Genomic DNA, 20366 nt, shown 5'->3' with positions numbered 1-20366 from the left:
AGGAAGGGCTGGAGAGTGTGGTTATTGAGGGGAGGGGGAGTGGTCAACGAAAAGTGGCTCGCCAGATATATGTATATTATCTGGCGATCTCTGTTCTGTGTTAGGGAAAGATGTCCCCCATATCTGACATACATTGCTCTAAGCAGAAGTAGGTTTTTGATATATCTTCATCGCTACTCATGAGTCCAGATCCTGTTGCGTTGATGTTCCAATAGTAGTTTTCTTCCCCTATTGTTAACCGCCCTTGGAACGCACAGGGAGCCACAATTTCTTCAGCATGAAACGTAACGTTATCCACTTCTGTTGCAACATTGAAGAATTGAATCACATCACTTTCACTCATCGTGAATGATTCACAGATCTCATAGGTATAATTTGTTTTGTCGACACTTTTTTCGATGGCGTTAATTTCAATCTCATTGTGCACATTTTGGCAGGCAGATAATGTGAAAGCTATTAGTATGATGAGTGTTCTATTCATGCTGATGATCCAGACATCACATGTTTGAGTAATTGCACACCTTCAGATGGCTCCTTGTGTGCAATTATCCCATGTGCGTATACGTCATTTCTTAAATTAATGTTAAATTCTTTAACTAATAAAGAAACTAGCCATTTCGTTGCTTGAAGTTGTTTTTGAGTTGGTGTCTCGAATCTTTTTTTAGGCCCAATAAAGCTACCAACGACTTCAATACCAATTGAGTCATTGTTGGTTGGATATCGTGCAGGATAGCCTTTCTTTTTTCGTGGTTTGACAAATTCCTTACTCGCTTAGAGTAATTTTTATCTTTTTCAAAAAGAATAGATTTAATACTTTTTAATGCATCGGGAGAGCAAACCTTTTCTTTCCTACATCGAGAGAACAAAATACCGACATGCCAGCACCGATGAGATACTTTAGCTGTCTGATAAATATGTCCCTCTTTGTCGATCAAAAAATGTGCGCCGACCTGTTGTCCATTTGAATAACCATTTAGCACACTCGTCGCAGAGGAAGAGGCTGTTCTATGGAGTACGATCGAGTTAACGTGCTGCATTTTCCCTTTTTCGAGAGAAAGGAAGATTTTCGTCTCAACTTTTTTATCATTAATGATACCACTTTCAATTGTAGGCATTTAAGTTGATTTCTATGTTGAAAATAAGTGACTTGATTTTTTGTGGATTCTATACAAGAGCAATAAAACTTTTCATAAATATAGATGTGCATCAAGTTTACCTAGTGTAACGTGCAATTTTTACAGACTTATTTAGAGCCATTTCCCTAATGAATAGCTCTGAGTCTGTCACAAACTTACCGCTTAATATGAAGCAGAATGGGGCTGTTAAGCGGTTATAAACAGCATTGATGGACTTCATGTACTGCGAAGTGGTCGTATTTTCAGGTTAACTCACGAATTTACCATAATGGGCACTTCACGTACCGAATTTGTCGCTCCATTTAGAAAGGTCACGCCGGTGGCCTTTCTGCCCCCCGCTCTTCCTCGAACCTAGTCCCTCGAAACTCGCAAACTCTGAATCCGTGACCCACCCAACATACCTTGCCCGCCACACCTCCTACACTGGATCTATCACTCGCCAGTGGAGGTTGCCATGGACACGGGACTCGATTTTTCCTCGCCCTATATACGGTTAGCCATTGCGTTGCTGCTCGGTGCCATTATTGGTATTCAGCGTGGCTGGGTGGATCGCAACGAAGCGGCTGGCAGTCGCATCGCGGGGATCCGCACCTATTCTTTGGTCGGGTTACTCGGTGGTTTATGTGGCCTACTGGCGGATCATTTTTCCGAACTCTTCCTGGGCTTGGCGTTTATCGCTTTAACCGTGATTGTCACGGTGGCCTACGTCAGCCGTTTACGCTTGTACAATAACCTGAGTATCACAGGCTTAGTTGGCACCTTGCTGACCTTTCTTCTCGGTGCGTTGGCGGTGGTGGGGGATCCGGTATTAGCCGCCTCCAGTGCGGTGATCACGGCCATTATCCTCGATAACAAACAAGAACTGCACGGCGCGCTGCGCAAACTGCAAGAGTACGAACTGGATGCTGCACTGCGCTTGTTGTTGATCTCGGTGGTGATGTTGCCACTGCTGCCTAATAAAGCGATGGGGCCGTGGGACGCGATTAATCCGTATGAAGTGTGGTGGATGGTGGTGTTGATCGCCAGTATCTCGTTTGTCGGCTATTTCGCGATGAAAATCGGCGGCACGGAAAAGGGCATTTTGCTTACGTGTTTGTTTGCGGGGCTGAGTTCCTCGACCGCATTGACCTTGCAATTCTCACACCTTTCTAAGCAACAACCGCCGCTCAGTGGGTTGTTAGCGAGCGGTATCTTACTCAGTTGCGGCACCATGTTCCCGCGTATTTTGTTTGTCTGCTCAGTGGTGAATTGGGCTCTGTTAGAGCGCTTGTGGCTCCCCATGTTGGTGATGATGCTGGGTTTCTACTTGCCCGCTGGGTGGATATGGCGACAACATCAATCAGACAGCCAAACCTCACCGGAAATGAAGCAAAATCCGTTAGCACTCACGTCTGCGCTGGTGTTTGGGGTGATTCTGATGGTGATCATCGTATTGGCCAGTGCGTTACAGCAGTGGTTCGGCAATACCGGTACTCTGATGCTGGCGGCGCTTTCCGGTATTACGGATGTGGATGCCATCACTCTGGCATTAGGGCGGCAAAGCGCAGTTAGTGTGAATGGCATGGAAGGTACAGCTAATGTGGGTGTCGCGTTAGCGGCGATGGGGATCTTCATTGCCGCCGCCGTCAACAGCATGGTCAAAATGGGCATGGCTTGCGTGATTGGTGACAGCAGCATGCGCAAGTTCGTGATTGTGCCGATTATGCTGGCGGTGGTGCTGGGCGGGCTGGTTTTGTTCGCATAAAAAAACGGGCGAAATATGCCCGTTTTTGTTGTGTTTAACCGTCAGTGAATCCTCACTGTTTATGCGATGCTTGCGATCAGCACTCGATTTTGGGTGTGGCACTGCTGATGCGGTTAGTACGATCATGCGAAGGTGCCGAGAAGTGACTGTCCAGCAACTTTTGCGTTAAGGCATGTTGTGGGTTAGCAAACACGTCCGCAGTACGGCCTTGTTCAACCACTTCGCCGTCTTGCATTACCATCACTTTATCGGTGAAGTGCTTGATCACGCCCATGTGCTGCGACACGTAGATATAGGACAAGCCCATTTCTTCTTGCAGCTCTAGCAATAGGTTGATGATCTGCGAGCGCATTGACATGTCTAAGCCATTTAACGCTTCATCGGCAACGATGATACATGGCTGCAAAATCAGTGCACGGGCCAACGAGACACGCTGTTTCTGACCGGTCGCCAGCATCTGTGGATAGAAATATGCGTGTTCAGGCAGCAAACCAACGCGCTTCAAGGTTTCCATGATGCGGCGTTCACGGGCTTGTGGCGTCATGTCCGTGTTTCGCTTGAGCGGGCCTTCTAAGATCTTACCGATCTGAATGCGTGGATTCAGCGAAGTGTTCGGATCTTGGAAGATCATACGGATCAGCTTACAGCGGGTTTGGTAATCTTGGTACGCCAGCGGTTCACCGTTCACACGGATGATCCCTTCTGTCGGCTCAACTACGCCTGCCAGCATACGGGCAAGGGTCGATTTGCCCGATCCATTTTCGCCCATGAACGCGATGGTTTCACCGGCTTCAAGGCTGAATGATACAGGCTTTACCGCTTCGATGGTGCGGCGGCGAAAAAGCCCAGAACGGTAGTGATAGTCTTTTTTCAGGTTTTCGACTTCAAGTAACGCACTCACTTCGCGTTCTCCTCCATATTCAGCGGGAAATGGCAGCTGAATTTATGTGTCTTGATTTTCTGGCGCTCTGGGACTTCTACACATTTACGTTGCGCATGCGGGCAACGGGGGCCTAAACGGCAACCAATCGGCAAATGCTGCAAGGGCGGTATCGAGCCCGGCAAGGTCGCCAATTTACTTTTGTGTGGCAGTTCATCCATATTGAAATCTGGCATCGCACGCAGTAAGGCCACGGTGTACGGATGGTGTGGGGATTCCAACAATTGCTGACGGCTGGCCGATTCTACCGACTGGCCGCAGTACATCACGGTAATGCGGTCTGCCCATTGGGTTACCGTCGTCAGGTCGTGGCTGACCAACAAAATGGTGGTATTACCCAACTGGTTCATGCGGCTCAGCAGACGGAAAATTTGCGCCTGCGTGATCGGATCCAAGTCGTTGGTCGGCTCATCGGCAATCAGCAGGCGAGGGCGGTTCGCAATTGCCATCGCAATCATTACCTTTTGGCATTCCCCGTCGGTCAGCTCATACGGATAACTGCGCATCACGCGCTTGTGATCTTTGATGCCGACTTTATGCAGCAAGGCAATGGCTTGTTTCTGGCGCCAATGAAAACGTTGCCAAATACGGCCACTGAATGAGCTGGACGGGATCGCTTCTTCCAACTGTTCACCCACGCGTTCGGACGGGTCCAAACACGATGACGGCTCCTGGAAAATCATCGCCACTTCACGGCCGACAATCTTGCGGCGTTCACGCGGTGACAGTGCCAGCAAATCCACATCGCCAAGGCGTAAACGGTCTGCGCTGACGCGCCAGTTGTCTTTGGTGACCCCCGCGATGGCTTTGGCAACCAAGCTCTTACCCGAGCCCGATTCACCCACTAAACCGCGAATTTCCCCTTCGTTGATCGTCAAACTCATGCGATCAACGGCTTTCACCATCCCTTGAGGGGTATCAATTTCAATGGTGAGGTTGCGAATATCTAACAGTGGCATCAGTCAATCCCCGCATTGATTGCTTGGCGGAGGCCTTCTCCTACTAAGTTTACAACCAATACGCTAAAAGTAATGGCAAGACCGGGCAGTGTGACGGTCCAAGGGGCAAGGTATACCAGTTCAATGGAGTCACCGACCATGGCACCCCATTCAGGCAACGGTGCTTGTGCCCCTAAGCCAAGGAAACCCAGCGCTGCAATGTCCAAAATCGCGATGGAAATTGCGCGGGTGAATTCGTTGGTCAGTACGGTCAAAATATTCGGCAGAATCGAGTTGTACAGCAGGTAGAAATCGTTCGCGCCATCCAGACGCGCGGCGATGATGTAGTCTTTTTCGACTTCATTGTGTACGGCGGTGTAAATCGCACGGATGAAACGTGGGATCAACGCCAGCCAAATCGCCAGTAAAATACTGTATTCGCCCGGCCCCATGTAAGCGACCACAATGATCGCCAGCAGCAAGGACGGAATAGACAACACGGTATCGAGCACGTGATTAAGGAAGCTCGATTTCAAACCACGGGTCATGCCCGCCAGTACGCCGATAACAATCCCGATCACGCCAGAGCACAGTGCAATCAAAATGGCATAGCCAAAGGTCAGGCGTGTGCCCATTAATAAGCGGCTGAGAATGTCACGGCCAAGATCGTCAGTACCAAAGAAAAATTCCACGTGCCCAGCGGGATCCCACGACGGTGGCATCAACAGTTCACCCACTTGGCTGACCGCGTTATACGGCGCGAGCCACGGGGCGACCAGCGTGAGGCAGATCAGGAGTAAGAGGCACCAGAAGCCAAAAATCGCGAGCGAGTTAGCGCGGAAATTCTGCCAGGCCCGTTCCCATTGGGTCGGGATCTTGGTCTCTTGGTAGATGTTATTTGATAGCATACCATTCCTTGCGCACAAGCGGATTAACAAAGGCACCGGTCAGATCGGACAAGATGTTCGCGATCAGAATGAAGCTGCCGACGGTGATCACACCCGCCTGAATGGCGACATAGTTTTGTGCCGAAATGGCGTCTAGCAGCCAGCGGCCAATGCCCGGCCAGTTAAAGATGGACTCGGTCAGCATGGCAAAGGTCATCATGGTCGAAAACTGCATCCCCAGCTTAGGAATGATCGGGGGAATGGCATTACGCAGAATGTGACGCGAAATGATTTCAAACATCGACAAGCCTTTGGTTTGCGCCACTTTGATGAAGTTTTGGTTCATCACGTCCGACACGGACGAACGCGTCAGGCGGATCACTTCTGTGGTCGGTGCCATCGCCAGCACAAAGGTTGGCAACGCCAAATGGCGGATCACGTCCATCAGGGCTTCGGCACGGTACGGCTTGTCAGACAACATGACATCGATCAGCGCCACGCCAGTTTGTTGGTCGATTTCATACAGCAAGCTGTAACGGCCCGAGACGGGCAACCAGCCTAATTCCAGCGAAAACACCATGATCAGCAGTATCGCTAACCAAAACAGCGGGATCGAATAGCCCACCAGTGTGACGGATGAAATGGCGGTATCAATGAACTGACCGCGTTTGATGCCGGCCAAGGTACCGAGCGGGATCCCGATCAGCAGCGACAACGCAAAAGCAAAGAAACACAGTTCCAAGGTCGCCGGGAACGCCGCCGCGACTTCGTGCCAAATCGGCATACCTTGTTGGTTCAGGCCAAGGTGACCGGTGAACAAGGTTTGCAGGTAAGCGACCCAACCGGCCCAGAACGGCTGGCTGGTCCACAAGGATTCAGGATCAAGGCGAAGAATACTGTAGCCAATCATGGTCAGGATCAGCAAAGTGATCACGAACAGATTGAGCCGTCGCATGGTATAGATAAACATATTAGTTTTCGCTCCGGTACACCGTAGAGAACGAACGGGTACCAAACGGGCTCATTTGTAAGCCTTTTAGTGAGTTGTGGTGAATTTGGAAATGCACCCCGTGCGCTAACGGCACAATCGGCACTTGTTGGTCGATAATGGCTTGGGCGCGTTGGTAATAATTCAAACGCTGATTCAACTGGCTGGTGCGAGACGCTAATTCCAGCAAGTTATCAAAATCCAAATTACACCAGTTGGCGTCATTCAGGCCGGCAGTTTTGGCATCACATGATAACAGCGGACGCAGGAAGTTATCCGGGTCGCCATTGTCAGCAATCCAGCCGGTTAAGATCAAATCACTGTTGAACTTATCAATGTTGCTAAAGCGATTGATGGAGTCCTGCATGATGATGTCGACCTGCACGCCCACCGCGTTCAAGTCCGCTTGGATCAACTCGGCGGTTTTACGCGGGCTTGGGTTGTAAGGGCGCGGTTCGATAGGTACCCATAAACTCAGGCGCAGGTTTTTATCGAAACCGGCGGCTTTGAGTAAGGTCAGGGCTTTTTCTGGATCGTAACTCAACGCGTTGTTGCTGTGGCTATAGGCCCACGACATCGGCGGCAAAATGCTGTGTGCTTCTGTCCCGGTCCCGTAATACACGGAGCTGAGCAGGTTATCGCGGTTAATCGCATGGTTGATGGCTTCACGCACGCGCACATCTTTCAACGCCGGTTTACTGGTATCAATGGCCAGGTAGGCCACGTTCATTCCGGTTTGCGCACTGAGTGAAAAGTCGTCTTTGTCGTTGATGATCGGCAACTGGCTGGCAACGGGGGATGACAACACATCACACTCTTTGCTGAGCAATTTAGCCAAACTGCCGGTACCGCGCGAGGCGATATCAAACACCACTTGTTCCATTTTAGCCGCCCCTTGCCAATAACCCGGGTGACGATTTAGGCGCACCAAGTCATTGGGTAAATATTGGTCTAAAAAGAACGGCCCTGTCCCGATAGGCAGGTTATCCAATTGATCCGGCTTACCAGCACGCAGTACGCTGTTGGCATATTCTTGCGAGTGGATCACCGAATACGTAGTGGCAAGGTTCGCCAAAAACGCGTTGTCTGGACGCGTTAAGCTAAATTGCACCGTGTAGGGATCCACGATGGTGACGTCTTCCACCAAATTGGCAAAGCCTTGGCTTTCAAACCACGGGTAGCGCCCACCAGACACCGCATGGAAAGGGTGCGTTGGGTCAATGACTCGTTTAAAACTAAACACCACATCTTGTGCGTTGAATTGACGTGTAGGTTTAAACCAGTCCGTTGACTGAAATTCGATGCCTTTACGCAGAGAGAACGTATAAGTCAGGCCATCATCACTGATAGTCCAGCTGCTGGCGAGAGAAGGCAAAGGGCGATGTGTCACGGGGTCGAGCAAGAGAAGGCGGTCAAAGATTTGCGCTGCCAGTGTATCCGCCGTGAGTCCGCCATCGGTTAACTGCGGATTAAAGGTGGCAGGCGTATCTTGCCCACAATAGACGAAGCCACGGCTGCGAATATTGCTATCCTGCTGTGGCTCGCTGCAGCCCCAAAGGCTAGCAAGGCTCACACACGCAAGCAGAAGACGAGTATAGGCGCTCATAAGATAAGATTTTATTGAAAACAAGATGACGAATTTACCATTATCCTACTGAGTGACCAAGTCATCTCCTTAAAATACCTGCTTTTTGCCCCTATTTTCTGTCAGGTAATCATACCTTTTAGGTATGAAGCGGTGAGCGGTCAGATTTCCTGACCGCCAACTAATTGGTATTTACGAAGCAGGCCACGCAATTGGTGATAGCTCAAGCATAGCAGCTCTGCCGCTTTACGCTGATTAAACTGTGTCTCTTCAAGGGCTTGTTGGATGATGTCCACTTCTTGATCGTGTTGCCACTGACGAAAATCCATCGGAAAGGTCACGGGCCGTGCAGCGCTGTGGGGCGATGATGCGACAGGGACGGCGTCTGAGGAGGATGCACTGATGGATGGATGGTGGGTATGGCTGGGCGTAAGGGCACTCAGGCTGTTTTTGTCGTGCCACGGGGCGCGGAATGGGTCGAGGATGATGTCATCGACCGGCTCATCTTCCAATCCGTGGCGGAAAATGGATCGTTCGATGACATTTTTCAGCTCACGCACATTGCCCGGCCAGCGATAGGTCAGCAGCTGCTCGGTGGCTTCTGGGGTAAAGCCGGAGAAATAACTGAAGCCCAGTTCACGGCACATTTTCACCGCGTAGTAGTCAGCCAGCGGCAGAATATCTTCTTGGCGCTCGCGCAACGGTGGCAAGTGAATGATGTCAAAGGCGAGGCGGTCAAGCAGATCGGCGCGAAATTTTCCGTCAGCCGCGAGTTGGGGCAAATTCTCGTTGGTGGCACAAATCAAACGCACATTGGCGCGGCAGGTTTTACTGCCTCCGACCCGTTCATATTCCCCGTATTCGATCACCCGCAGTAATTTTTCTTGTACGCCAAGGGGGGCGGTGCCTAACTCATCCAAAAAGAGGGTGCCGTTCTCGGCGCGTTCAAAGCGGCCTTGGTGACGGCCTTTTGCCCCAGTAAACGCCCCGGCTTCATGGCCAAACAGTTCGGAGTCAATCACGCCATCACTGAGTGCCGCACAATTGAGGGAAATGAGCGGTTGATCCCAGCGACGTGACAAATAATGCATACGTTGAGCGATTAATTCTTTACCTGTCCCGCGTTCTCCCAGAATAAGGATTGGCCGGTTGAGCGCGGCAAGGCGGGACGTATGATCGAGCACGGTAAGAAAGGCTTCAGACTCACCGATTAAATTATCAGGCTTGCGCATGGTTAATCTCGCTAACTGTTGGCGTATTTGGTCATACCGTAACAGGTGTGCGGGTACGGTGTAAAGCCAAGTTGTTGATATTTAACAGTCTAAAAAGTTGGCACGGTTGTTGTAATACTAGTAATAGTTGTCGTCGTGCTAGCTACAACAGTACACAGACCGATTAATCAAGAACGTAATATTGGAGATGTAATTATGGGTATCTTTTCACGCTTTGCTGACATCGTTAATGCTAATGTGAACGCGCTGCTTGATAAAGCCGAGGATCCACAAAAAATGATCCGCCTGATCATTCAAGAAATGGAAGACACCTTGGTGGAAGTGCGTACTTCATCGGCCCGTGCGTTGGCAGATAAAAAAGAATTGCAACGTCGTATTCACGCCATCGAATCTCAAGGGGATGACTGGCAGCAAAAAGCGAGCCTTGCGCTACAAAAAGGCCGTGAAGATTTGGCGCGTGCCGCACTGATTGAAAAACAAAAACTCAATGACGTGGCGTTAACGCTAAACGAAGAATTTAAGCTGGTGGAAGAAACCATCGAAAAATTGGCTGGCGAAGTGGCAGAGCTTGAGCGTAAGCTGCAAGAAACCCGTGCCCGTCAGCAAGCGTTGGTCATGCGCCATAAAGCCGCGGGGACACGTCGTGATGTTCGCCGTCAGCTTGATACCGGAAAAGTCGACGAAGCACTGAATAAGTTCGAGCAGTACGAGCGTCGCATTGACGAGATGGAAGCGGAAGCAGACAGCTACAGCCTTGGCCGTGGTAAAAACCTGCAAGATGAATTTGCTGACTTGCAAGCACAAGACGCTATCGAGAAAGAGCTTGAGCGCATGAAAGCCGACATCAAAGGCAAAGAGTGATCAAAGGGAACAGATCGCGATAGCGATAAGGACCAAGGTGATAAATTAATGAATCTGCGCGTATTAAGGAGAATGTAATGTCTATGGGGTTTATTGTTGGGCCGCTGATTGTTTTTATGATTTTCGTTGCCCCATTGTGGCTGCTGCTTCACTACCGTTCTAAGAAACACAGTAGTGAAGGATTGTCAGGGGACGATCATGACAAATTGCAAGCTCTGGTGGCACGCGCAGAGCAAATGCAAGAGCGGATTGTGACACTTGAACGTATTTTGGATGCGGAAGCACCACAATGGAGGAATAAGTCATGAATAAGACCCTCTATCGTGATCCGAAAAACGGTAAGTTAGGCGGTGTGTGTGCCGGTATTGCTGAGTATTTCGGCATGGAAATCTGGCTGGTGCGCATCTTGGCGGTGTCAGCGTTTTTGCTGGGGGTGGGGTTCTTTGCCACTTTAGCGTACATCGCGGCGTGGTTGATCCTCGATAAGATGCCGGAAGCGCGCATGCAGCAGCAATCGCTGTTTCGTGAGCACCATGTGAAGCAAAAGCCGTGGCAGGCGGGCAAACCCGCAAAAGACATTTTGCAAAATGTTGAGCGTGAGTTTGAACACATTGAGCACGACCTGCGAAAGATGGAAGCGTATGTCACATCGTCCGCGTATAAAGTGAACCGTGAATTCCGCAATCTGTAACGTTGCCGTATCACCTAGAAAAGCAGGCCAGTGCCTGCTTTTCTTTTTTGTACCTTGGATGAACAAGGACTTATGATGAAAGAGGGTGGCCAATGCTGAATAAGCGGTTCATCATAGGTTAATCTTCCACCCCTTATATTCTTCGCTAACAACGGACACCGGGCCTAATGACCCGCGTGCGAGAATGATTCAGGAAAGGCTATGAACCGAATTGGTAATGAGTTGAATAAGCTAGTGAACCGGAGTTTAGATCGCCATGTGCGCTTGGCCGTGACCGGTTTATCTCGTGCCGGTAAAACGGCGTTTATTACGTCACTGGTCAATCAATTGATGCATGTCAGCACCAACCCGCGTTTGCCGCTGTTTACAGCAGTGCGAGACGGCCATTTGCTGGGGGCCAAGCGCGTCCCGCAACTTGATATGCATGTACCGCGATTCGGTTATGAAGAAGGGATGCAGTCGTTACTGTCCAGCCCGCCAACCTGGCCCGCACCGACCCGTGATGTGAGTCAAACCCGCTTAGCATTGCGTTATAAACCCCAGCGTGGGCCGCTGAAATTGCTACAAGACACGGCGACCTTGTACCTCGATATTGTCGATTACCCGGGGGAGTGGCTGTTGGATTTGCCGTTGTTGGATTTGGATTTCTACACGTGGTCCAAACAACAAGCTCACGTATTGAAAGGCACGCGTGAAGCCTTGGCGGCCGACTGGCTGGCGATGGGGGAAACCTTTGACCCGTTTGCCCCGGCCGATGAAGCCTTGATTGAAAAAATCGCGGGTTACTTCACCGAATATTTGTACAAGTGTAAAGCCGAGGGCGGTTTACATTGGGTACAGCCGGGGCGCTTTGTGTTGCCGGGTGAATTGGCTGGAGCGCCGGTATTGCAGTTCTTCCCTGTGGTCTGGATGGACGGAATAACAGAGCAGCAATGGGCGGATGCGGGCGAAGACACCAACCTTGGCATGCTGAAAAGCCGTTACCGTTACTATCAACAACACGTGGTGAAAGCCTTCTACAAAGAGCATTTTTCGACGTTTGATCGCCAAATTATTTTAGTGGACTGTTTACAGCCACTGAATGCGGGGCCGGAGTCGTTCAATGACATGCGCCAAGCGCTGGATCAATTGATGCAAAGTTTCCGTTATGGCCGTAGCTCGTTGTTGCGCCGTTTGTTTTCACCGCGCATTGATAAGGTGTTGTTTGCCGCGACCAAGGCGGACCATGTGACGCCAGAACAGCACCCGAACTTGGTTAACTTGTTACAGCAATTGGTGAATGAGGCGTGGCAAACGGCTTCATTTGAAGGGATCACGATGGACTGTGTCAGCCTGTCGTCGATTCAGGCCACTGAGCCGGGCTTTGTTGATTATCACGGTAAACAAGTGCCGGCATTGCGTGGCCATAACATGTCGGGCGAGGCCAAAACCTTGTTCCCCGGTGATGTGCCTAAGCGTTTACCGAGTGAGGCGTTTTGGCAGCAATCGGGCTTTGATTTTGTGAATTTCCGCCCATTGGGGCTACAAAGTGATGAGCCGCTGCCGCATATCCGTATGGATAAAGCGTTGGAATACTTGCTGGGAGATAAATTACGATGAATGAACAGTACAAAAGCAAAATTGAATTTGATGATCCCCAGCATAGTGACGGGGCGTCAACCGATGCACAACCGGAATTAACCGCGCAGCAGCAGTTTGCGGAAAAAGCGACGTTCTTACCGGAAACCCACGGTGACACCGAGGTAGAAGATGCCCTAACGGATACGCTGGTGGCGAAACCGAAACGTGGCGCAGGCTGGTTAAAAGGTTTGCTGGTGGGCGGTACGCTAATGGCCGGTTGGCAGACGGTGGATTATGTGGTGACCGCGTATCAGGGCGGTGACTGGCTCGCGATGGGCTGGAGCGTGATTGTGGCGGGTTTGGCCACGGCGGGGATCTCGGCGCTGGGGCGTGAATGGATGAGTTTGCGTCGGTTGAAGCATCGCCAGAGTGAACGTGAACAAGCGCAAGCCTTGCTCGATGCTGACGGTATCGGTGCTGCTCGTGCGTTTTGTACCCGCTTAGCCCGTCAGGGGAGAGTACCGGAAGAAAATGTGGGGTACGATCGCTGGCAGCATGCGTTGGCTGCGACCCATAACGATCGCGAAGTGATCCAACTGTATGATCAAATGGTGCTGGGGCATCAGGATAAACAGGCCCGTAAGCTGGTGGCCAAATACGCCAGTGAAGCAGCCATTATGGTGGCGGTTAGTCCGTTAGCGGTCGCTGATATGCTGCTGGTAGCGTGGCGTAACTTCCGCTTGATTGAGCAAATTTCGGCGGTATACGGCGTTGAATTGGGTTACTGGTCGCGTATCCGTTTGGTGAAATTGGTGCTGGCTAACATGGCCGTAGCCGGTGCGAGTGAACTGATTGCGGACAGTGGCATGGATATGCTGTCGATGGATTTGGCGGGGCGCATGTCGACCCGTGTAGCGCAAGGTGTCGGAGTGGGTTTGCTGACCGGCCGGTTAGGTTTGAAAGCGATCAGCCTGATGCGTCCGTTGCCTTGGCAGCCAGAGCAACAGCCGAAGCTGAGTGAAATTCGCCGGGATCTGTTAAGCCAGCTTACCACGAAATCTTCGCAATAATGACAGCGCCTCCTTCATGGAGGCGTTGTGCTATTTTCACTGCGAGTGCTTGATAGTGCTCAATCTCTCGCTCACCATGGTGCTGACTTGACTCCTTTTCGGGGAAAGCGCACACTTCCACTGTCAACAATTCCTGACACCTTGGAAGAGAAGCTTATGAGACTACAAGTCTTCTGTGAAGACCGACTGGGTATCGCCCGCGAACTGCTAGATATTTTGGCTAGCCGTGAAATTGATCTACGCGGGATTGAAATAGACCGAGTGGGGATCATTTATCTCAATTGTCCTGAAGTGGAATTTGAATCATTCAGTCAGTTGATGTCACAGATCCGCCAATTGGATGGCGTGACCGATGTACGCAAGATCCAATTCATGCCGAGTGAGCGTGAACATAAAGAACTCAAAGCCTTGTTAGAGGCCTTACCCGATCCGTTTTTCTCTATCAACTTGCAAGGTAAAGTGGATTTAGCCAATGACGCCGCCGAAACCTTGTTAGGGAAACTACGTAGCGACATTCTGGGTGAAAATATTCAGACCTTGGTGGGCTTTAACACCCATCAGTGGTTAGAAAAAGACAAAGCCACCACCCGCAGTGAGTTGGTGGTGCTGTCGGGCTTGGACTACATGATGGAAGTCATGCCCGTGTATGTGACCGATGAAAGCGAAGAGCAGGTGTTAGCGAGCGCCGTGATCCTGCTTAAATCGCTGTCGGAAGCGAAAATGCCGATCGCCATGCGCAAGCTGAGCGGTGATAACGGGTTTGAACATCTCGTCGGGCAGTCTTCTCGCTTTAAGCAGTTAGTCTCGCAAGCGAAAAAACTGTCGATGCTGGATGCGCCGTTGCTGGTTCAAGGTGAAACCGGCACCGGTAAAGAAATGTTGGCACGCGCGTGTCATCAGCGTTCGTTGCGCCGTGAGAAGCCGTTCCTGCTGGTGAACTGTATGTCGATGCCCGACAATGCGGCGGAAACCGAGTTGTTCGGTATGGCGGCGACGGCGACTGAGCCGGGTAAGAAAGGCATTTTTGAGCAGGCCGATGAAGGCACCGTCTTCTTGTATGAAGTCGGCGAAATGTCGGAACACTTGCAGATCAAATTGTTGCGTTTCTTGCAAGACGGTACGTTCCGCCGTGTGGGGGAAGAGCGCGAAATGAAGGTGAATGTGCGGGTGATTTGCTCGACACAGAAAAAACTGCCTGATCTCGTGGCGTCTAACCAGTTCCGAGAAGACTTGTACTACCGCTTGAACGTGTTATCGCTGGTGGTACCGCCATTGCGTGAGCGTACCGCAGATATCGTGCCGTTGGCCGATCTGTTCTTGTCCCAGTTTGCCCAAGAGCTGCAACAGCCTAAGCCACAACTGACGCCAGAGGTAGCACAATACCTGAGCCAGTATGCGTGGCCGGGGAATATTCGCCAGTTACGCAATGTGTTGTTCCGTGCGATGACACAGCTGGAAGGGGCGGAGATCCGTGTGGATGATGTGCAGTTGCCTGAAAATGAGTCCTCCACGGTGATTGCCGAAGAGATTCTGGACGGTTCGCTTGACGATATCATGAAGCGCTATGAGTCCGGCATTTTGAGCAACCTGTATCGCAGTTATCCGTCGACCCGTAAGTTGGCTAAGCGATTGGGTGTGTCCCACACCGCTGTGGCAAACAAATTGCGTGAATACGGGATCAACAAGCACTGAGTGCGTGAGCTCGCGATATCACGTGGTAATGTGAACCAGAATGACAAAAAGGAAGGCTGAATGGGCCTTCCTTTTTTTATGCCTCGCGTTTACATCAGCGAAGGGTGATCTCGTTGTTCTCTAACGCATGCAATTGTTTGATCACGGCGTGACCATAGCGGCAACTGGATTGTGCTTCCGATTCGGACGCCACGCGGTGGCAAGGAATGAACAGTGGGATAGGGTTGACGTTTTTCGCCATGCTGACGGCGCGTACCGCACAAGGGTGGGTAATGTGTTCTGCGATTTGTTGGTAAGAGCGATGGCTGTTGTAAGGGATTTCGGTCAGTGCGTGCCACACTTGGCGTTGAAAGTCGGTGCCGTTGGGGGCGAGGGGGACGGTGAAGATTTTGCGTTTCCCTGCAAGGTATTCAGCCAGTTGGGTGATATAGGGCGACATAAATTGGGGATCATGCTGCCATTGGCTATCGGGGGCGAACCCGGGGCTGGCAATCAGCAGTTGGCGTAATCCTTGCGCATCGGCAAGCAGGTAAATTTTACCTAAGACAGAATCAAGAGAGTCATAGTGCATAGTTATCACTGTCGTTTAAAGGGAGACGGGGTGGTAGCTAGAGTATACCAATCATCGTGGATCTCTATGCGTAAATATTGACCAGCCATATGTTTATAGTCAATAGGGGGGAGCTGTGCTAACGTCTTTTTATCAAGGATAGCCATAGGAACACAACGTGCTGTTTCATTCCATTATTCGCCGTGCCACCACGATCGACATCGGAGATTGCCATCTGCGTTTGATCACGGAAAAAGATGTGGCGGCCATTACGGCCTATTACCAACGTAATCGCGATTATTTGCAGCCGTGGGAGCCCTTGCGTGATGAAGGCTTTTTCACTGAGTTTGGCTGGCAGCAACGCTTGGATCAGCTGATGAAGCTGCACAAGCATAAGCTGGCCTATTACTTCGTTATCCAACCAAAAGGCAGTGACGATATCTGTGGGGTGGTGAATTACAGTAATTTGGTCCGTCACCCGTTCCATGCCTGCCATGTGGGCTACTCGATTGACGAACATTATCAAGGGTTAGGGATCATGGGGCGGGCATTAGACGCTGGTAACCGTTGGATGTTTGAAGATCAGTCTTTTCACCGAATTATTGCGGCGTACATGCCGCGTAATGAAAAGAGTGCGGCCGTGCTGCGTAAATGCGGCTTTGAGGTAGAAGGCACCGCCAAAGACTATTTGTTGATTAACGGTCGCTGGGAAGATCATATCCTGACCGCGCGTTTGAATGCGTCATGGCAACCGCCGTTGGATTAGTCCGCATGTTGCCAAGCAGATTCTCATGATGAAAAAAACGAGCGCCTCGGCGCTCGTTTTTGTTTGTTGCAATGTCGGGATCCGACAGGCTTCGCTAACTCGCTAACTCGCTAACTCGCTAACTCGCTAACTCGCTAACTCGCTAACTCGCTAACTCGCTAACTCGCTAACTCGCTAACTCGCTAGATACGCTGCCACAGCTCCGCGTAACGGCCACCTTGTGCCAGCAGACTGGCGTGTTGGCCATGCTCAATGATTTTGCCTTCATCCATCAGGCAAATCTGATCCATGTGTTCCAAGCCAACCAAGCGGTGGGTGATAAACAGCACCGTCTTGTCTTTCGCGTGATCCAACAGCAAGCTCATGATTTGCTGTTCAGTACGGCGATCCAACCCTTCAGTAGGCTCATCCATCAGCAAGATGGGCGCATCATGCAACAAGGCACGGGCAATCCCGATACGGCGGCGTTCCCCCCCAGAGATTTGACGCCCCCCTTCACCGAGCCACGTATCCAATCCTTGGCCTTCAAGTAGGGTGGTTAGCCCCACTTTTTCCAGCACGGCGGTAAATTCGTCGTCGGTGCCATGTGGCTTCGCCAGCACGAGGTTTTCACGCAATGAACCATTGAACATATCAACGCGCTGACTGACCACGGTAATGGCGGCGCGCAGTGCCGACTCCTGCCATTGAGGCAGTGCTATACCGTCTAACTGGATATGCCCTTGCTGGGGATCCCAGTTGCGGGTCAGCAGTTGAAGCAGGGTGGACTTACCGCAACCGGTACGTCCTAACAGGGCGACTTTTTCACCGGCTTTAATTGACAGCGAGACATCGCTCAGCACCGGTTTATCACTGCCGTAATAGGTGTAGTGCAGGTTCTCGATAGTCAGGTTGCCGACAGCCGTTTGATGATGACCTTCCGGATCAAACGGGGTATCGGGCGTGGCTTCAATGATCTCATTTAAACGACGGGCCGAGGTCAGGGTTTGTCCCAAGTACTGGAAAGCACCTGCAACGGGCATCATCAATTCAAAGCTCGCCATGGTGGCAAACGCAACCATTGCCACGAACGGGTCGGGCGCCTGACCGTTTAGGCCATCTGCCGCGATCCAGGTGATCAATACCAATGTCCAACCTGTTGCGGCCATCAGGATGGCGTTAGCTAAACCGGTCAGATTGGCCATGTTACGTTGGGCCACCAGCAGGCTTTCTTGCTCGCTTAATGCATCTTGGTAGTAGCGATCTTCAGCATTGAACAACAGCAGTTCCGCATGGCCTTGGATCCAGTCCAATAGCTTGATGCGGTAGTTGGCTTTTGCCATGGTCAGTGCCGCACCGTGGCGCTTGCCGAGGTGGTAGAAAATAACCGGCAAGCTGAGCATTAAGGCCAGTAGAACCGCACCCAGCGTTAAGCCAATGGTGAGATCGAAGTAGGCCAAAAATGCCGTGATGGCGATAAGGCCAATCACACCGATGATCAGTGGGCTGACAAGACGCAGATAGACATGATCCATCGCATCCACATCGGCCACTAAACGGTTCAGTAGATCAGCATCGCGCAAGTTGGCTTGTCGACCTGGGATTAACGGCGTCAGCTTGCGGAAGAAGAATAAACGCAAATCGGCCAGTAATTTGAAGGTCGCATTGTGGCTGACCACGCGCTCGCCCCAACGCCCTGCGGTACGGGCCATCGAGAAGCCACGCACGCCGGCACCTGGCAACATGTAGTTGAAGGTTTCGCGGGCAATGGTTAAGCCAGCAACGGCAGAAGCGGCAATGAACCAGCCTGACAGCGTCAGCAAGCTCATGGCGGCCAGCAAGGTCGCCAGTCCCAAAAGCATGCCCAGTGTTAAACCAAACCAGTGCTTTCGGTACAGTTTGAGGTAAGGGATTAAATCACGCATCGAGATCCCTCTTATCAGTATGAGCCAGCATATCGGCCAGCAGGCCGTGGTGGCGAATGTGTTCAAAATGGCCGTTTTGCACTAACTGACCGTGTTCAAGGACTAACACGCGGTCCATGTTGGCTAATTGATCCAGACGGTGGCTCACCATTAGGGTCGTTTGGCCATCAACAGCATGTTTCAGGCTGTCGAGCACCAAGTGCTCACTGGCGGCATCCAAGCTGGCGGTGGGTTCATCCAGTAGCCAGAATGCGCCGTTTTGCAACATGGCACGGGCCACGGCAATACGCTGGGCTTGGCCGACAGACAGGCCGCTGGCACGATCGCCCACGCGGTGTAGATAGCCGTCATCTAAACGCTGAATAAACTCGTCGGCATACGCTTGTTTGGCGACTTGCTGAACATGCTCATCGGTTGCGAGTGGGTTACCCAGTGTGATGTTGTCACGCACGGTACCGTGTAGCAGCAGCGGGTTTTGTCCCACCCAACTGATGGCTTGGCGCCACTGGCTATGATCCAGTTCGCGCAATTCAACCCCGTTAATTTTCAGGCTGCCACGGTACGGTAAGAAACCGAGCAGCGCATTGAGCAAACTGGTTTTACCGGCGCCGCTTGGGCCAATCAGGGCCACTTGTTCATGGGCGGCAATCGAGAAGGTCAGTGGACCGGCGAGCACATGGCCTTCCGGACTGAGCACTTCCAGTTGTTCGACATCAATCGCGATAGTTTCTGGCGAGTCCAGATTTTTATCGCCTTGATCCATGGTGTCCGCTTCGGTATTGAGGAATTCGACAATGGATTCTGCGGCACCAATGGCTTGTGCCTTGGCGTGGTAGAAGGTGCCAAGATCACGGAGCGGTTGGTAAAACTCGGGAGCCAGTACCAAGACAAACAAGCCGGTAAACAGGCTGATAGGGACGCCATAGTGGCCGAAGTTCAATTCGCCAATGAACGCGAAACCGAAGTAAACAGCGACGATCGCCACGGAAATAGACGAGAAAAACTCCAATACGGCAGACGACAAGAAGGCCATACGCAGCACTTCCATGGTGCGTTTTCGCAACACTTCAGAGGCGGCATGCAGGTTCTCGGCTTCGGCCTCTGCGCGGTTGAACAAGCGCAATGTGCTCAGGCCTTGCAGGCGATCATAAAAATGACCGGATAAGCGTTGTAGCGCTTTGAAGTTACGACGGTTGGCGTCTGCTGCTCCCAAACCGACCAAAGCCATGAAAACTGGCACCAAGGGGGCGGTAATCAGGAAAATCAGGCCTGCGGCCCAGTTGAGCGGGAAGACGGCGACGAGAATGACCACCGGGACTAACACGGCAATCGACATTTGAGGGAGGTAACGGGCGAAGAAATCTTGCATTTCTTCGACTTGTTCCAGCACCAAGCTGCCCCATACACCAGCGGGTTTGCCTTTGATGTAGGCCGGGCCTAGCTGTTGCAAGCGTTGCAGAATGAGTTGGCGAATGTGCAGACGGATCTGTTCGCCGCAGCGATAGCCAAAGATTTCGCGTCCCCAACTGCACAAGGCGCGTAAGCCTACGATGACGAACAAGCCGACAAAGCTGCTGACGAGCTGGTATTTGTCGGTCTGTTCAATGATCAGCTGATGCAAAATGTGAGCAAGCAACGCCGCTTGCCCGACGAGCAGCACCCCTGAGAGGAAACCCAGTCCGACACTGAGCATTAACCAGCGTTTCGCGAGGTTGCTCTGTGATTTTAACCAACGGGTTAAATCACGTTGTTGTTGTTTATCCATATTAAAACTTGCGCTGCATGTTGCTTAAAGCGGGAGAATGAAGGCGACAAAATGGCC

At 51.4% G+C, this 20366-nt stretch carries 20 protein-coding genes; 8 read left to right on the top strand and 12 right to left on the bottom strand.

Going from position 1 to position 20366, the window contains the following annotated elements:
- Positions 1-100: 100 nt before the first annotated feature.
- Genes ACSF8W_RS09290 through ACSF8W_RS09280 form a run of 3 tightly spaced genes read right to left on the bottom strand, consistent with a single transcriptional unit; the run spans position 101 to position 1115 of the window.
- On the bottom strand, positions 101-481 hold the full coding sequence (locus ACSF8W_RS09290) for a hypothetical protein (protein ID WP_500846984.1): 381 nt from the start codon (positions 479-481) through the stop codon (positions 101-103).
- Positions 478-672 (bottom strand): hypothetical protein, encoded by a 195-nt coding sequence (locus ACSF8W_RS09285; protein WP_500847297.1) that lies wholly within the window; start codon positions 670-672, stop codon positions 478-480. The genes ACSF8W_RS09290 and ACSF8W_RS09285 overlap by 4 nt, the downstream gene beginning before the upstream one ends.
- Positions 609-1115, bottom strand: a complete 507-nt coding sequence (locus tag ACSF8W_RS09280) for a peptidoglycan recognition protein family protein (protein WP_500846982.1) — start codon at positions 1113-1115, stop codon at positions 609-611. The genes ACSF8W_RS09285 and ACSF8W_RS09280 overlap by 64 nt, the downstream gene beginning before the upstream one ends.
- 475 nt (positions 1116-1590) lie before the next feature.
- Here ACSF8W_RS09280 and ACSF8W_RS09275 point away from each other — a divergent pair, with 475 nt between their 5' ends.
- On the top strand, positions 1591-2880 hold the full coding sequence (locus ACSF8W_RS09275; RefSeq protein WP_500846980.1) for an MgtC/SapB family protein: 1290 nt from the start codon (positions 1591-1593) through the stop codon (positions 2878-2880).
- 76 nt (positions 2881-2956) lie between these two features.
- On the opposite strand, the gene ACSF8W_RS09270 is transcribed toward ACSF8W_RS09275, so the two are convergent.
- The 6 genes from ACSF8W_RS09270 to pspF form a co-directional block, all read right to left on the bottom strand.
- Positions 2957-3781 carry a peptide ABC transporter ATP-binding protein gene (locus ACSF8W_RS09270; RefSeq protein ID WP_500846978.1) on the bottom strand — a complete coding sequence of 275 codons (825 nt, stop codon included), beginning with the start codon at positions 3779-3781 and terminating at the stop codon, positions 2957-2959.
- Complete coding sequence (locus tag ACSF8W_RS09265) at positions 3778-4779, bottom strand: peptide ABC transporter ATP-binding protein (RefSeq protein ID WP_500846976.1); 1002 nt, start codon at positions 4777-4779, stop codon at positions 3778-3780. Before ACSF8W_RS09265 ends, ACSF8W_RS09270 begins: the two co-directional genes overlap by 4 nt.
- The gene (gene sapC, locus ACSF8W_RS09260; protein WP_500846974.1) at positions 4779-5666 is read right to left on the bottom strand and encodes a putrescine export ABC transporter permease SapC; all 888 of its coding nucleotides are present in this window, start codon (positions 5664-5666) and stop codon (positions 4779-4781) included. Before sapC ends, ACSF8W_RS09265 begins: the two co-directional genes overlap by 1 nt.
- A complete protein-coding gene (locus tag ACSF8W_RS09255; protein WP_500846972.1) occupies positions 5653-6615 on the bottom strand; it encodes an ABC transporter permease in 963 nt (320 codons plus the stop codon). The genes sapC and ACSF8W_RS09255 overlap by 14 nt, the downstream gene beginning before the upstream one ends.
- Before the next feature lies 1 nt (position 6616).
- Positions 6617-8239, bottom strand: coding sequence for an ABC transporter substrate-binding protein SapA (gene sapA / locus ACSF8W_RS09250; RefSeq protein ID WP_500846970.1), 1623 nt, complete (start codon positions 8237-8239; stop codon positions 6617-6619).
- 140 nt (positions 8240-8379) lie between these two features.
- Complete coding sequence (gene pspF, locus ACSF8W_RS09245) at positions 8380-9450, bottom strand: phage shock protein operon transcriptional activator (RefSeq protein ID WP_500846968.1); 1071 nt, start codon at positions 9448-9450, stop codon at positions 8380-8382.
- A gap of 195 nt (positions 9451-9645) precedes the next feature.
- Here pspF and pspA point away from each other — a divergent pair, with 195 nt between their 5' ends.
- The 6 genes from pspA to tyrR all read left to right on the top strand — a co-directional run bounded on the left by pspA (position 9646) and on the right by tyrR (position 15324).
- Positions 9646-10311, top strand: coding sequence for a phage shock protein PspA (gene pspA, locus ACSF8W_RS09240; protein WP_500846966.1), 666 nt, complete (start codon positions 9646-9648; stop codon positions 10309-10311).
- Positions 10312-10388: 77 nt separating this feature from the next.
- On the top strand, positions 10389-10619 hold the full coding sequence (gene pspB, locus ACSF8W_RS09235) for an envelope stress response membrane protein PspB (RefSeq protein ID WP_428476716.1): 231 nt from the start codon (positions 10389-10391) through the stop codon (positions 10617-10619).
- Positions 10616-11002, top strand: coding sequence for an envelope stress response membrane protein PspC (pspC, locus tag ACSF8W_RS09230; RefSeq protein ID WP_500846964.1), 387 nt, complete (start codon positions 10616-10618; stop codon positions 11000-11002). Before pspB ends, pspC begins: the two co-directional genes overlap by 4 nt.
- A gap of 201 nt (positions 11003-11203) precedes the next feature.
- The gene (locus ACSF8W_RS09225; RefSeq protein WP_500846962.1) at positions 11204-12601 is read left to right on the top strand and encodes a YcjX family GTP-binding protein; all 1398 of its coding nucleotides are present in this window, start codon (positions 11204-11206) and stop codon (positions 12599-12601) included.
- Positions 12598-13632, top strand: coding sequence for a YcjF family protein (locus tag ACSF8W_RS09220; RefSeq protein WP_500846961.1), 1035 nt, complete (start codon positions 12598-12600; stop codon positions 13630-13632). Before ACSF8W_RS09225 ends, ACSF8W_RS09220 begins: the two co-directional genes overlap by 4 nt.
- Positions 13633-13788: 156 nt before the next feature.
- Entirely contained in the window at positions 13789-15324 is a 1536-nt protein-coding gene (gene tyrR / locus ACSF8W_RS09215) for a transcriptional regulator TyrR (RefSeq protein WP_500846959.1), read from the top strand.
- A gap of 94 nt (positions 15325-15418) precedes the next feature.
- Here tyrR and ACSF8W_RS09210 read toward each other — a convergent pair whose 3' ends face one another.
- On the bottom strand, positions 15419-15895 hold the full coding sequence (locus tag ACSF8W_RS09210; RefSeq protein WP_500846957.1) for a methylated-DNA--[protein]-cysteine S-methyltransferase: 477 nt from the start codon (positions 15893-15895) through the stop codon (positions 15419-15421).
- Between the two features lie 160 nt (positions 15896-16055).
- Here ACSF8W_RS09210 and rimJ point away from each other — a divergent pair, with 160 nt between their 5' ends.
- On the top strand, positions 16056-16640 hold the full coding sequence (gene rimJ, locus ACSF8W_RS09205; RefSeq protein WP_428476824.1) for a ribosomal protein S5-alanine N-acetyltransferase: 585 nt from the start codon (positions 16056-16058) through the stop codon (positions 16638-16640).
- A gap of 182 nt (positions 16641-16822) precedes the next feature.
- Here rimJ and cydC read toward each other — a convergent pair whose 3' ends face one another.
- Entirely contained in the window at positions 16823-18544 is a 1722-nt protein-coding gene (cydC, locus tag ACSF8W_RS09200) for a heme ABC transporter ATP-binding protein/permease CydC (RefSeq protein ID WP_500846955.1), read from the bottom strand.
- Positions 18537-20309: a heme ABC transporter permease/ATP-binding protein CydD gene (cydD, locus tag ACSF8W_RS09195; protein ID WP_500846953.1), complete on the bottom strand. Its 1773-nt coding sequence runs from the start codon at positions 20307-20309 to the stop codon at positions 18537-18539. The genes cydC and cydD overlap by 8 nt, the downstream gene beginning before the upstream one ends.
- Positions 20310-20366: the final 57 nt, after the last annotated feature.

The organism is Photobacterium sp. 270122K (assembly GCF_059941365.1).
The sequence above is the reverse complement of the archived record's forward strand: the minus strand, read 5'-3'. Positions and strand labels throughout refer to the sequence as shown.

Coding starts and splice junctions, on each gene's coding strand:
- pspF (WP_500846968.1), bottom strand. CDS start 9,450: ATGCGCAAGCCTGATAATTTAATCGGTGAGTCTGAAGCCTTTCTTACC.
- ACSF8W_RS09210 (WP_500846957.1), bottom strand. CDS start 15,895: ATGCACTATGACTCTCTTGATTCTGTCTTAGGTAAAATTTACCTGCTT.
- ACSF8W_RS09265 (WP_500846976.1), bottom strand. CDS start 4,779: ATGCCACTGTTAGATATTCGCAACCTCACCATTGAAATTGATACCCCT.
- sapA (WP_500846970.1), bottom strand. CDS start 8,239: ATGAGCGCCTATACTCGTCTTCTGCTTGCGTGTGTGAGCCTTGCTAGC.
- sapC (WP_500846974.1), bottom strand. CDS start 5,666: ATGCTATCAAATAACATCTACCAAGAGACCAAGATCCCGACCCAATGG.
- ACSF8W_RS09275 (WP_500846980.1), top strand. CDS start 1,591: ATGGACACGGGACTCGATTTTTCCTCGCCCTATATACGGTTAGCCATT.
- cydD (WP_500846953.1), bottom strand. CDS start 20,309: ATGGATAAACAACAACAACGTGATTTAACCCGTTGGTTAAAATCACAG.
- pspB (WP_428476716.1), top strand. CDS start 10,389: ATGTCTATGGGGTTTATTGTTGGGCCGCTGATTGTTTTTATGATTTTC.
- ACSF8W_RS09225 (WP_500846962.1), top strand. CDS start 11,204: ATGAACCGAATTGGTAATGAGTTGAATAAGCTAGTGAACCGGAGTTTA.
- ACSF8W_RS09290 (WP_500846984.1), bottom strand. CDS start 481: ATGAATAGAACACTCATCATACTAATAGCTTTCACATTATCTGCCTGC.
- cydC (WP_500846955.1), bottom strand. CDS start 18,544: ATGCGTGATTTAATCCCTTACCTCAAACTGTACCGAAAGCACTGGTTT.
- ACSF8W_RS09280 (WP_500846982.1), bottom strand. CDS start 1,115: ATGCCTACAATTGAAAGTGGTATCATTAATGATAAAAAAGTTGAGACG.
- pspC (WP_500846964.1), top strand. CDS start 10,616: ATGAATAAGACCCTCTATCGTGATCCGAAAAACGGTAAGTTAGGCGGT.
- ACSF8W_RS09220 (WP_500846961.1), top strand. CDS start 12,598: ATGAATGAACAGTACAAAAGCAAAATTGAATTTGATGATCCCCAGCAT.
- ACSF8W_RS09255 (WP_500846972.1), bottom strand. CDS start 6,615: ATGTTTATCTATACCATGCGACGGCTCAATCTGTTCGTGATCACTTTG.
- tyrR (WP_500846959.1), top strand. CDS start 13,789: ATGAGACTACAAGTCTTCTGTGAAGACCGACTGGGTATCGCCCGCGAA.
- pspA (WP_500846966.1), top strand. CDS start 9,646: ATGGGTATCTTTTCACGCTTTGCTGACATCGTTAATGCTAATGTGAAC.